Source organism: Ruegeria sp. HKCCA0235A, assembly GCF_013033235.1.
Taxonomy (GTDB): domain Bacteria; phylum Pseudomonadota; class Alphaproteobacteria; order Rhodobacterales; family Rhodobacteraceae; genus Ruegeria.
The window spans coordinates 131,054-143,121 of the sequence record NZ_WQDQ01000011.1 but is presented as its reverse complement, the minus strand read 5'-3'; the positions used below and the strand labels follow the sequence as shown (position 1 = coordinate 143,121).

The 12,068-nt window shown below is 58.6% G+C and carries 11 protein-coding genes and 1 pseudogene; 9 read left to right on the top strand and 3 right to left on the bottom strand.

From position 1 onward, the window contains the following. Nucleotides 1-24 precede the first annotated feature (24 nt). Nucleotides 25-402 (top strand): hypothetical protein, encoded by a 378-nt coding sequence (locus GOW56_RS17940; RefSeq protein ID WP_171206726.1) that lies wholly within the window; start codon nt 25-27, stop codon nt 400-402. 9 nt (nt 403-411) lie between these two features. On the opposite strand, the gene dapB is transcribed toward GOW56_RS17940, so the two are convergent. Next, nucleotides 412-1,221 (bottom strand): 4-hydroxy-tetrahydrodipicolinate reductase, encoded by an 810-nt coding sequence (gene dapB, locus GOW56_RS17935; protein ID WP_171206725.1) that lies wholly within the window; start codon nt 1,219-1,221, stop codon nt 412-414. 91 nt (nt 1,222-1,312) lie between these two features. On the opposite strand from dapB, the gene rbfA reads away from it, so the two are divergent. The 6 genes from rbfA (at nt 1,313) to rpsO (ending at nt 5,454) form a co-directional block, all read left to right on the top strand. After that, nucleotides 1,313-1,708 carry a 30S ribosome-binding factor RbfA gene (rbfA, locus tag GOW56_RS17930; RefSeq protein WP_152459376.1) on the top strand — a complete coding sequence of 132 codons (396 nt, stop codon included), beginning with the start codon at nt 1,313-1,315 and terminating at the stop codon, nt 1,706-1,708. Further along, nucleotides 1,705-2,442 carry a phosphodiester glycosidase family protein gene (locus GOW56_RS17925; RefSeq protein WP_171117181.1) on the top strand — a complete coding sequence of 246 codons (738 nt, stop codon included), beginning with the start codon at nt 1,705-1,707 and terminating at the stop codon, nt 2,440-2,442. The genes rbfA and GOW56_RS17925 overlap by 4 nt, the downstream gene beginning before the upstream one ends. A 60-nt stretch (nt 2,443-2,502) precedes the next feature. Further along, on the top strand, nt 2,503-3,408 hold the full coding sequence (gene truB, locus GOW56_RS17920; protein ID WP_171206724.1) for a tRNA pseudouridine(55) synthase TruB: 906 nt from the start codon (nt 2,503-2,505) through the stop codon (nt 3,406-3,408). A gap of 21 nt (nt 3,409-3,429) precedes the next feature. Next, entirely contained in the window at nt 3,430-3,933 is a 504-nt protein-coding gene (locus GOW56_RS17915) for a DUF1643 domain-containing protein (protein ID WP_171206723.1), read from the top strand. 94 nt (nt 3,934-4,027) lie between these two features. Further along, entirely contained in the window at nt 4,028-5,041 is a 1,014-nt protein-coding gene (locus tag GOW56_RS17910) for a calcium-binding protein (protein WP_171206722.1), read from the top strand. Between the two features lie 143 nt (nt 5,042-5,184). Beyond that, nucleotides 5,185-5,454, top strand: coding sequence for a 30S ribosomal protein S15 (gene rpsO / locus GOW56_RS17905; RefSeq protein ID WP_152459381.1), 270 nt, complete (start codon nt 5,185-5,187; stop codon nt 5,452-5,454). Between the two features lie 163 nt (nt 5,455-5,617). Here the strand turns inward: rpsO and GOW56_RS17900 are convergent, their stop codons facing one another. Together GOW56_RS17900 and GOW56_RS17895 are read right to left on the bottom strand one after the other, a co-directional pair. Beyond that, complete coding sequence (locus tag GOW56_RS17900) at nt 5,618-6,370, bottom strand: class I SAM-dependent methyltransferase (RefSeq protein WP_171117175.1); 753 nt, start codon at nt 6,368-6,370, stop codon at nt 5,618-5,620. Between the two features lie 344 nt (nt 6,371-6,714). Beyond that, nucleotides 6,715-8,316, bottom strand: a complete 1,602-nt coding sequence (locus tag GOW56_RS17895; RefSeq protein ID WP_152459384.1) for a BCCT family transporter — start codon at nt 8,314-8,316, stop codon at nt 6,715-6,717. A gap of 482 nt (nt 8,317-8,798) precedes the next feature. On the opposite strand from GOW56_RS17895, the gene pnp reads away from it, so the two are divergent. Further along, a complete protein-coding gene (gene pnp, locus GOW56_RS17890; RefSeq protein WP_171206721.1) occupies nt 8,799-10,949 on the top strand; it encodes a polyribonucleotide nucleotidyltransferase in 2,151 nt (716 codons plus the stop codon). Nucleotides 10,950-11,124: 175 nt separating this feature from the next. Continuing rightward, nucleotides 11,125-11,925: pseudogene (locus GOW56_RS22125) on the top strand (Hint domain-containing protein); the annotation flags it as partial. Nucleotides 11,926-12,068 lie beyond the last annotated feature (143 nt).

Sequence of the window (12,068 nt, the reverse complement as noted above, 5' to 3'; positions counted from 1 at the left end):
GAACTCAATTTGGGACTCCTGTTCATGTTCATGTTCATGTTCATGTTCATGTTCATGTTTGGTTTCGTGACAATCATGACACTTACAAGTTGGGCAGCAGCAATTTTGCTCGCTTCGGTTTTCCCGATATTCAACTTCAAAGATGAATTTATTGAGTTCTGGATCAGAACGCGCGGCTCTCCGCCATCACGCAGAAGGCTGATTCTGAACGCCTATGGGGCGGCCAACTATTTTTTCATGGCTGAAAAGTGCCACGACTTAAATGTGCCCAATGGCATAAGGATCGTCCCCAATGCCAATTTACTACAATCATTTATGCTAGGTTTCGCATCGATTCTTGTCGCAGTGCTCTTTTGGGTCGCCGTTTTCTTAACCTATGTCCTTGTGCGCGTCTACATCTGACGGAAGCGCCTACAACCCCAGCACATCCACCATGTCATATTGGCCGGGTGCCTTCCCTTGCCCCCACAGCGCCGCCTTCAGCGCGCCGCGGGCAAAAATCGCGCGGTCGCTGGCCAGATGGCGCAGAACGATGCGCTCGCCGGGCGCGGCGAACAGGACGTCATGTTCACCAACGATGTCGCCGCCGCGAATGGCGTGGAAGCCAATGTCACCACGCTTGCGCGCACCGGTGATGCCATCCCGCCCCCGGTCGGCCACATCCGACAGTTTGACGCCGCGCCCCTCGGCGGCGGCCTCGCCCAACATCAGAGCGGTGCCGGATGGTGCGTCCACCTTGTGATGGTGATGCCCTTCGATGATTTCGATATCAAAATCCTCATCCAGTGCAGCCGCGACTTTCTTGGTCAGTTGCACCAGCAGATTGACGCCAAGGCTCATGTTCCCTGCCCGCACGATCACCGCGTGGCGCGAGGCCGGTTCCAGAGCGGCGATCTGCTCATCCGTCATGCCGGTTGTCCCGATTACATGCACGCAACGCGCCTGCGCGGCCAAAGCGGCAAAGCCCAGCGTCGCCTCGGGCGCGGTAAAGTCGATCACCGCCTGTGCCTGCGCGAAGGCTTCCAGCGGGTCATCGGTAACTTTGACGCCCAGCGCCTGGCCACCCATGGCTTCGCCCACATCCTGACCGACCCAGTCATGCCCTTTGCGCTCGACCACGCCGACCAGACGCGCCTGATCACTGTCGGTTACGGTGTTGATCAGCATCTGCCCCATACGGCCCGAAGCCCCTGTGATGACGATCCCCGGAATATGGGTCATGGCGGTATTCCCTTGCTGCAAACTGCTCAAAGCCTCCTACCCCGTTCGCGCCCGCTTGGCAAAGCCCCGGTTTGCGCTTAGATCGGGGATTATGGCAAAGAACAAATTCCACGATGGCCCCGGCCCGTCCCAACGACAGCTGCGCGTCGGCGAACTGATCCGCCGCACCCTGTCCGAGGTTCTGGCGCGCGGAGATGTCCACGACCCCGACCTGAACCGCATGTCGATCACAGTGGGTGAGGTACGCACCTCGCCCGATCTGAAGATCGCCACCGCCTATGTGCTGCCCTTGGGCGGCAAGGGGCAGGAGGACGTGATCGATCTGCTCGCCCGCAACAAAAGTGAACTTCGGCGCATGGTTGGCAAGAAGGTCGGTCTGAAATTTTCGCCCGATCTGCGGTTCCGCCTTGATGACACGTTCGACCGTCTGGACGACACCCGCCGCATGTTCGAACAGGACGCGGTGCGCCGCGATCTGGACGAGTGATCCGGGCACTTGTCACATTGGGCGCGGTTGTCTGGGCCGTGCAAGCCTCTGCGGTTACTTGCGAAAAGCTGACCCATGATGACAAGCGTTACACCGTCTGCGAAGTCGACGCGGCGAACGAAGACCTGCGCCTGTTTCTCAACGACGAAAACGGGGATCTGCTGGGGCATTTCTCGTCGGTGAACGAGGCGCTGGTCCCCGGCGGCAAGCGTTTGGCCTTTGCCATGAACGCGGGCATGTACCACGATGACCGTTCGCCCGTCGGCCATTATGTCGAGAACGGCAAAGAGGTCATGCGGGTGATCTCCAACCCCGGCCCCGGCAATTTCGGCCTGCTGCCCAACGGCGTGTTCTGCATCCGCGCGGGCCGCGCTGACGTGTTCGAGACGCTGGATTTCATCGACCGGGCCCCCGACTGCCGGTTCGCCAGCCAATCCGGCCCGATGCTGGTGATCGATGGTGAATTGCACCCCCGGTTCCTGCCCGATTCGACCTCGCTCTATGTGCGCAACGGGGTGGGCACCAGCACCGATGGCACCCGTGCGGTGTTCGTGATTTCCGAAGATTACGTCACATTCCACGAATTCGGCCGTCTGTTCCGCGACGTGCTGGAAACTCCGAATGCGCTGTTCTTCGATGGCAATATCTCTCGCATGTATGACCGCGCGAACAATCGGTCCGATGTCGGGTTTTCGCTGGGGCCGATCGTGGGTGTGGTCGAAGACGCACCTTGAAATTGACAGGGCGATGGCGATCCGCTAGGTCGCGCGCCTCAGCAAGATTGAAGGTGCTTTATGGGACGCAAACGCAAGGGTCGCGACATTTCCGGCTGGCTGGTGGTGGACAAGCCCGCGGGCATGACGTCGACCGCTGTGGTCAACAAGGTGCGCTGGGCCATGGATGCCAAGAAGGCGGGCCATGCGGGCACGCTTGACCCCGAAGCGACCGGCGTTCTGGCCGTGGCCCTGGGTGAGGCGACCAAGACCGTTCCCTACATCACGGATGCTTTGAAGGCTTACACCTTCACTGTCCGTCTGGGCCAGGCCACCAACACTGACGATGCCGAGGGCGAAGTGATTGCCGAAAGCGATGCCCGCCCGTCAGACGAAGACATCAAGCGGGCGTTGACCCCGTTTCTGGGCGACATCATGCAGGTTCCGCCCAAGTTTTCCGCCGTGAAAATCGACGGCCAGCGCGCCTACAAACTGGCCCGCGACGGCGAAGACGTGGAACTGACAGCCCGGCCCCTTTGGGTCGAGGAACTGATCCTTGTCGATCGCCCCGACCCGGATCACGTGGTGTTGGAGATGACCTGCGGCAAGGGCGGTTATGTCCGCTCGATCGCCCGCGATCTGGGTGAAGCGCTGGGATGCCACGGCCACGTCCGGGAACTGCGCCGGATCTGGTCCGGACCGTTCGAGGCCGAAGACGGGTTGAGCATCGAACAGATCGACGAAATGGCAAAGACCACGACGCTGGACGACTATCTGCACCCGCTGGAAGCCGGCCTGTCCGACCTGCCAGAGCTTAAATGCACCCCCGAAGGCGCAACCCGCCTGCGCAATGGCAACCCGGGCATGGTGTTGGCCGCGGATGTTGAATACGGCGACGAGGCATGGGCCTCGCTGGATGGCAAGGCCGTGGCCGTGGGGGTTTACAAATCAGGCGAATTGCATCCCAGCCGGGTGTTCGCCGCCTGAACCGCGTGTTAGGCGAAAGGCATGATCACCCGAACGCACACCAAGGGCGATGCGCCCTCGACCGCCATCTACTCCGACTGCGAGAAATACCGCTATAGCCTGACCCGCGTGTGGGACCCGGCAGGGCGCAAGGCGCTGTTTGTCATGTTGAACCCGTCTACCGCGACCGAAGTACAGAACGACCCGACGGTGGAACGCTGCGAACGCCGTGCCCGGGCGCTGGGGTTCGGCGCGTTTCAGGTGACCAACATCTTTGCCTGGCGCGACACCGATCCGCGCAAGATGCGTGTCGCTGCCGATCCGGTAGGCCCGGAAAATGACGCCGCCATTCTGGAAGGTGTTCGGTGGGCCGATCAGGTCATCGCCGCGTGGGGCACCCATGGTGCGCATCTGGACCGGGGCCCGGCGGTGGAAACCCTGCTGCGCCGGACCGGCCAGCCGCTGTTCCATCTGGGCTTGACCAAAGACGGCCACCCCAAGCACCCGCTTTATATCGCCTACAGCCAACAGCCCGAGCAATGGTGATAAAGTATTAACCATTTCAATAACTTGACTTTGACCCGATTGCCAATTGCATGGGATGTTCACCCTCGGAGCATTCTGCGATCGGAGAGGTGTCATGTTTCTGGCCGGATTGATCGGACTCGCCGCCATCGGCGGTGCCGCATACGCGATGAGCGACATGCTGATCGAAGACGAGGACGTTTCAGAGGACGGGCCCAACGAGGACCCGGAAACGGAACCCGACACCGGAGAGTTTCTTGAGATTGGCGAAAACGTCGAGGACCCGGTGAATCCCGACATCGAAACCCAGTCCACTGGCACGGTAATCTCTGAATTCGAAGGAGATCTCGTGATTGCCGGCAGCGATGGCCCTGACCAGATCACCGGGCAGGACGGTGTCGACCAGATCAACGGGTTTGGCGGCGATGATACCATCGACGGCGGCAAGGGCGATGACGTTCTGCACGGGGGCGAAGGTACGGACACGATTTCGGGCGGTCAGGGTGATGATGTTCTGCACGGAGAGGCGGATGACGACTTTCTGTTCGGCAATCAGGGGGACGACGCCCTGTTCGGCCATTTCGGGGACGACACCCTGGATGGCGGCGAAGGCGAAGACGAGCTTTACGGCGGTCAGGGTGACGATACTCTGACGGGCGGGGCCGATGATGACGCGTTGCTGGGCGGGTTCGGAGACGATGCGCTGAACGGTGGCGCAGGTGAAGATACGGTCTTTGGCGGCGACGGCGACGACTTTGTCTTTGGCATCGAAGAGGGCGCAGCCGAAAAGGATTTCCTGAACGGCGGCGACGGTGACGACACCATTGTGGCAGGCGTCGGGGATGTGGTGACCGGTGGGCAGGGCGCCGATGACATCGTGCTGAGCCCGGGAGACGAAGACGTCACCGTCATGGGCTTCCAACCCGGCGAGGACAAGCTGCTTGTCACCTGGGAGGATGAGGCCGACCCGGAGATTGAGGTGGAACCCGATGCGGAAAATGCCAACCTGACGCGGGTCATGATCAACGGTCAGGAAGTGGCGCAGGTATACGGGGCCGAAGGTATGTCGGTGGCCGACATTCAATTGATCACCGAAGCGCAACTGGCCCAGTACGGGCAGGTGATCTGATCCCGCAAATTCCCTTTGCCATTTGGTGAAAATGCGCCTATACGCGCCCATCCGCATCGGAATCGGTGCGGTTTTCTCCATGGGCCTGTGCTGGACGACATCCCGGCCTGCGCCATCAACTCTAACCTTTGAAGGAGACCCAGATGTCGATCACTGCTGAAGAAAAAGCACGCGTCATGAAAGAATTCGCAACCAAAGAGGGCGACACCGGTTCGCCTGAAGTACAGGTTGCCATCCTGACCTCGCGCATCACCACTTTGACCGAGCACTTCAAGACCCACAAGAAAGACAACCACGGTCGTCGCGGTCTGCTGAAGATGGTTGCCCAGCGCCGCAAACTGCTGGACTACCTGAAAGGCAAAGAAGAAGCACGTTACCAGGACCTGATCAAAAAGCTGGGCATCCGCCGCTAAGCGCTTTTTTGCAAATGACCTGAAACCGGGTTTTCCGGTTCAACGCCCGCCAACCGGCGGGCGTTTTCCGTTGGATCCGCCGCAAGCGATACATCCCTCTTAACTTGCCAGAGCAGCTGAGCATTCCGTGGCCGTCAGGGAATGTCCGTTGCGGCACTTGGTTCTAAGCTTTCTGCGTGTTTTCCCAGCGCGTGGCATAGTCACTTTGCGACACACTTGCACTTGTCTTGGTGCCGGCAACAGGTTTTCGAACCACATAATCCAGAAGAACAGGCAATCCCGGACCAAAAGTTCCCAGCGGTCGCGGACGTTTCTTTGTCTTGTTGGGATCCGTCATCTTCACCACGTCACGGGCGGCGTATGGCCTCAATGGCTGCCACACGCATTTCAGAGCCTCATAGTTCATGGCGTTGACCCAAAAGCCGTACACGATCTCTGGGCAGATCTGATAGAAGCCGTGATTGATCCAGTTGTTCGATGGCGAATGTGCGATAAACACACCCCCGGGCTTCAGCATCTTGTCGATGTTTCTGTAGGCCGTCGGCAAGTCGAACACGTGCTCGCATGTTCCACCGTCATAGATAACGTCAAACCGACCAACCAGATTTTCAGGCAAGTCCCCCGCGAGATCCTGAACGATGCTCGCACCTTCGAAATCCGAAAAATCCAGCGAATCCACTTCCAAGAACCCAAGTTTCCGAAAGAACGTTTCCGAATATCCATCATCCGGGTTGCAAAGGTCAGCTTCGGCCACTCCGGGCAAGTATTTCTGCAAGGTTTCCCTGAACAATGCGGCGGACGTAGACCGGCGCGCACCGATCCAATCCTGCCGCCCAAGCATCAGAAAGCTTCCTGAAAGGTCATTGGATTTGACATCTTCGATCAGGCGCGCAGCCAGGACATCAACAATTGACACTCATTCCTCCGAAGGGTGGTCCAAAGCGGTTTTCTTCGCGTGAACGTCCTATTCTGAGGATTCAATGTCAACGCAATAGCAATGTTCCGGAACATGCGGCAAAGCGGGCAAGTTTCCTGGCCAGCGTAAAGTTGGCAGCTTCCCTGCTTTGCTGACATCCTGCGCCCGGGTGTTCGGCATCCGGCATCAAGCGCAGAGCCCGACCTGTGCGGTTTTCTTCGCGCTGACGGGTATGAAATTCCGGTCAAGACACCGCGCAGATCTCTTCACTTTATGCAGGCTCCACAAAACCGAAGACGCCCACCAATCGGCGGGCGCCTCGTTCATGGGAAAAATCTTCGGCTCTACATTTTCGCCTTCTCTGATTTCAACGCCAGCCACAGGCAGTAGCACATTATCAGAACCACCAGCGTAAAGGGGATGCCGGTTGAAACCGCCGCGCCCTGCAATGCGGAAAGACCGCCTCCCAACAGCAATGCGATGGCAACCAGGCCTTCCAAAGTGCACCAGAACACGCGCTGAACCACGGGTGCGTCCATCTTGCCGCCTGCGGTGATCGTGTCGATCACCAAAGATCCGGAATCAGACGAGGTGACGAAGAAGATCACGATCAGGACAAGGGCGATCGGGGCTACGATGCCGTAAAGCGGCAGCTCCTTCAGGAAACCGAACAGCGCTCCCTCGGGGGCGTAGCTGTCGATCACGGTCGCGCGCACACCTTCTGCTCCGCCTGCGTTCAACATGTCGATGGCTGCGCCACCGAAGGTCGACATCCACAGGGCACAGACGGCTGTTGGCGCCAGCAGCGCACAGATTACGAACTCGCGCACCGTACGGCCCTTTGAAATGCGGGCAATGAACATGCCAACAAACGGTGACCATGCGATCCACCACGCCCAGTAGAAGGTCGTCCAACCGTGGAAATAGCTGGTGTCTTCCCGTCCGAACGGGTTCGACAGCGCGGGCAGGTGCAGCACGTAATCAGTCATCACGTTGAAATACCGCGCGATGGCGGTGCCAATGCCCGTTACAGCGATGACGAAAAGGAACAGCCCCACGGCCATGATCATATTGATCTCACTCAGCCGTTTGACGCCCGCATCCATGCCCAGCAAAACCGAGCCCAGCGCGATCAATGTAATACCAATGATCAGCAGAACCACGACGGTGGGGCTGGGTTCGATGCCGAAGACCTCGTATAGGCCAGCGGCAACCTGCTGAGCACCCAGACCGAGCGATGTGGTCAATCCGAACAACGTGGCAAAAACCGCCAACGTGTCGATGATATGGCCCCACCAGCCCCAGACCCGTTCACCCAGAATTGGATAGAAGGCCGAACGCAAAGTCAGGGGCAGGTTCAGATTGTAGCTGAAAATCGCCAGGCTCAGGCCGACTGCGGCGTAAACCGCCCAGCCTTCCAGCCCCCAATGGTGAATGGTTCCAACAACGCCGATATACTCATTGCCCGGAACAGCGATATCGATACCCAGTGGGCGCGCATTCCCGTCTTCGGCAAAGTTGTAGTAGACCGGCTCCATCACACCGAAAAACAAAAGACCGATACCAATACCGGCGGCGAACATCATCGCAATCCATCCGGCGTAGGAATAATCAGGCTTGGCGTCCTTGCCGCCGATCCGCACACTGCCGACGGGCAGGATGATCAGAACGAGGCAAAACAGGGTGATTGCATCTACCGAAAGGACCAGAAACCAATCGAACGTGCTGGTCAGCCAAGGCCGGAGCCAGCCGAAAAACGTAGCTGCGGCCTCTTGGTTGGCCAATGCGATCAGAACGAACGCAAAGATCATGATACTCGAGATCAGAAAGACCGGGTTGTGAATGTCCAAGCCAAACGGCCGGACGTTATCCTGCCCCAGTTCATATTCCGTTTCGAAGTCGTAAATCCGGGGGTCCGGATCCAGCATCTTCTTTGTTTGTGCCATTCGATTGCCCTTCTGTTCGCTGTCTGCAAACGCCAAGGTATTCGGTCGGCGGACGGGAATGAGTTAGTTAACCCCCTTGGCGCGCTTCCGTCATTTCGACCGCAGGCTTAGTGATAAGAGCTTATACTGCCTTCATATTTTTACAAAATGCATTCGATTGCGGATATGTTAGCGCTACATGCTGTTCCGGGTTCCCGTAACCCCGGACCTGAAGAACCAACAGCGACTTGATAAGTTGATCGTTGTTCGGGCTTGAATCTTTTGCGCCCGGTGGCAGCACAAGCCAGTCCCGGCATGAAACGGCCATCCGATGCAGTTTCGCTTTCCTTCCAACGCATTCTCATGTATGCGCGCGGTATCTGAGACGTTGTGCCCTGACCCCGGCACTCGAATGGAAGATAAATTGGGGTCGGCGGCAATGGGGCCGCCACGCAAAACGGGAGACCCGCAGGGGCGGGAGTGCTCCCATCTAGGATACGCATATGTTTGATGTAACGAAGAAATCGATGCAGTGGGGCGAGGAAACGCTTACACTGGAAACCGGCAAGGTTGCCCGTCAGGCTGACGGCAGCGTGATTGCCACCCTGGGCGAAACCAGCGTCATGGCCAACGTGACCTTCGCCAAGGAACAGAAGCCCGGTCAGGACTTTTTCCCGCTGACCGTGCATTACCAAGAGAAATACTATGCCGCCGGCAAGGTTCCGGGTGGCTTCTTCAAGCGCGAAGCGCGCCCGACCGAGAAAGAGACGCTGACCGCGCGTCTGATCGACCGTCCGATCCGTCCGTTGTTCGTTGACGGCTTCAAAAACGAAGTCCTGGTGATGTGTACCGTGCTGAGCCACGATCTGGTCAACGATCCCGACATCGTTGCGATGATTGCTGCTTCGGCTGCTCTGACCATCTCGGGCGCACCGTTCATGGGCCCGATCGCGGGCTGCCGCGTGGGATACACCGACGGTGAATATGTCCTGAACCCGACCGTGGACGACATGCAGGACCTGCGCCTGAACCCCGAACAGCGTCTGGACCTGGTTGTGGCCGGCACCAAAGACGCCGTGATGATGGTGGAATCGGAAGCGTACGAACTGTCCGAAGCGGAAATGCTGGGTGCGGTGAACTTTGCGCATGAGCAGATCCAACCGGTCATCGACCTGATCATCTCGCTGGCGGAAGAAGCCGCGAAAGAGCCGTTTGACTTCCAGGCGCCGGATTATTCCGAGCTTTATGCCGCCGTTAAGGCCGCCGGTGAAGAGCAGATGCGCGCCGCCTTCGCGATCACCGACAAGCAAGAGCGCACCGCCGCCGTTGCCGCCGCCCGCGAAGCGATCAAAGAGGCGCTGACCGAAGAGCAGCTGGAAGACGGCAACCTCGGTTCCGCGATGAAAAAGCTGGAAGCCGGCATTCTGCGCGGCGACGTCGTCAGGGGCGGCAAGCGGATCGACGGTCGTTCGACCACCGATGTCCGCTCGATCGTTGCGGAAACCTCGATTCTGCCCCGGACCCACGGTTCTGCCCTGTTCACCCGTGGTGAAACACAGGCGCTGGCTGTAACCACGCTGGGCACCGGTGACGATGAGCAGTTCATCGACGCGCTGCATGGCAACTTCAAATCGAACTTCCTGCTGCACTACAACTTCCCTCCGTATTCGGTGGGTGAAGTGGGCCGCGTGGGTTCGCCCGGCCGTCGTGAAATCGGTCACGGCAAGCTGGCATGGCGCGCGCTGCAGGCTGTTCTGCCTGCACCGACCGACTTCCCCTACACCATCCGCGTGGTGTCGGAGATCACTGAATCCAATGGCTCGTCCTCGATGGCGTCGGTCTGCGGCGGTTCGCTGTCGATGATGGATGCAGGTGTTCCGCTGAAAGCGCCAGTTGCCGGTGTGGCCATGGGTCTGATCCTGGAAGATGACGGTGAGTACGCTGTTCTGACCGACATCCTGGGTGACGAAGACCACCTGGGCGACATGGACTTCAAGGTTGCGGGCACCGAAAACGGCATCACCTCGCTCCAGATGGATATCAAGGTTGCCGGTATCACGCCGCAGATCATGGAAACCGCCCTGGCACAGGCCAAGGAAGGCCGGATGCACATTCTGGGCGAGATGGGCAAAGCCCTGTCCGAGACCAACGATTTCTCGGTCCACGCCCCGCGCATCGAGACCATGAACATCCCGACCGACAAGATCCGCGAAGTGATCGGCTCGGGCGGTAAGGTCATCCGCGAGATCGTCGAGGTTTCGGGTGCCAAGGTCGACATCAACGACGACGGTGTCATCAAGATCGCCTCGCCCGATGGTGAATCGATCCAGAAGGCCTATGACATGATCTATTCGATCGTGGCCGAGCCGGAAGAAGGTCAGATCTACACCGGTAAAGTGGTCAAGATCGTCGACTTCGGTGCCTTCGTGAACTTCTTTGGCAAGCGCGACGGTCTGGTCCACGTGTCCCAGATCGAAAACCGCCGCCTGAACCATCCGTCGGATGTTCTGAAAGAAGGTCAGGAAGTCAAAGTCAAACTTCTGGGCTTTGACGATCGCGGTAAGGTGCGCCTGTCGATGAAAGTCGTCGATCAGGAGACCGGCGAAGAGATCGTTCCGGAAAAGAAAGAAAAGAAAGAGGAAAACGCAGAGTAATCTGCCCCTCTGACCCACAGCGGAAGGCCCCGGTTTCATCCGGGGCCTTTTTGTTTGCGCGGCAGCAGGACGGTTAACTGCGCCGCAACTTTGGTAAATCAATTATTAACACTTATTGCGTGTATTAGCTCAACCTTAAGGGGGATATTGCCGTTTTCAAGGAAGCTGTTCGACCGTGGCATCGATTACTGTTTATGAAATCAGCGCAGACCCGTTCAGCAACCGCATTGTTGATATTACTGCTGCGTATTCGGTCGACGTCACGGATAATGACGCTCTGCTGCAAGATCCCGACCCGGATGGCAGCTCGCAACTTGACCTCGGGTCTCTTCCCGGCTTTTCCGGCTCGACCCAGAATTTCAGTACTTACGAAAACTACACAGGAACGGTCGATGGCGCGCCGGTCACGTTCATCCTGATCCAGTTTTCAAACCCGCGTTACATCATAGTCACTTCGGGTCAGGCCGAACTGAATGACACGATTTCAGATACCAGTTTTGCCGGCACCGCGCCGCCATCCGCGTATGACACTTTGCCTTCTTTCGTGTGTTTCACCTCAGGATCTCTGATCCAGACACCAACTGGGCTGCGCCGGGTCGAGGCGCTGGAGCCCGGCGACCCGGTCATCACCGCCGGCGGCCATGCCCGCCCGGTCCGCTGGATCGGCAAGCGCCGGTTGTCCGCGGCTGAGTTGCGGCGAAACACGCACCTGTCCCCTGTACGGATCAAGGCGGGCTGTTTCGGGTCGAACAGCCCAAGCCGCGATCTCGTCATTTCCCCACAGCACCGGATTGCCGTGACCTCGACCATGATGGAGCTTATGCTTTGCGAAGCGGCGATGCTGGCCCACGCAAAGGGGCTGATCAATGGGCATACCATCGTTCAGGAAACGCCCGCACATGGGGTGGAGTACATTCATATCCTCTTTGATCAGCATGAGTTGGTGAATGTCGAAGGAATCTGGTCCGAGTCCTTTTACCCCGGCGACACCAGCCTTGGGGCAATGGCACCCGCCACCCGAAGCGAGCTGTTCAAACTGTTCCCGGAACTCGCCAATGGTGAAGGCAGTTACGGTTCGACCGCATTGCCGGTCCTCAAACCTTTCGAAGTCCGGGTGCT

Excerpts from the sequence above, each read along its gene's own strand:
- rbfA (WP_152459376.1), top strand. The coding sequence starts at position 1,313 with ATGGCAAAGAACAAATTCCACGATGGCCCCGGCCCGTCCCAACGACAG.
- GOW56_RS17895 (WP_152459384.1), bottom strand. The coding sequence starts at position 8,316 with ATGGCACAAACAAAGAAGATGCTGGATCCGGACCCCCGGATTTACGAC.
- pnp (WP_171206721.1), top strand. The coding sequence starts at position 8,799 with ATGTTTGATGTAACGAAGAAATCGATGCAGTGGGGCGAGGAAACGCTT.
- truB (WP_171206724.1), top strand. The coding sequence starts at position 2,503 with ATGGGACGCAAACGCAAGGGTCGCGACATTTCCGGCTGGCTGGTGGTG.
- rpsO (WP_152459381.1), top strand. The coding sequence starts at position 5,185 with ATGTCGATCACTGCTGAAGAAAAAGCACGCGTCATGAAAGAATTCGCA.
- dapB (WP_171206725.1), bottom strand. The coding sequence starts at position 1,221 with ATGACCCATATTCCGGGGATCGTCATCACAGGGGCTTCGGGCCGTATG.
- GOW56_RS17940 (WP_171206726.1), top strand. The coding sequence starts at position 25 with ATGTTCATGTTCATGTTCATGTTCATGTTCATGTTTGGTTTCGTGACA.
- GOW56_RS17915 (WP_171206723.1), top strand. The coding sequence starts at position 3,430 with ATGATCACCCGAACGCACACCAAGGGCGATGCGCCCTCGACCGCCATC.
- GOW56_RS17910 (WP_171206722.1), top strand. The coding sequence starts at position 4,028 with ATGTTTCTGGCCGGATTGATCGGACTCGCCGCCATCGGCGGTGCCGCA.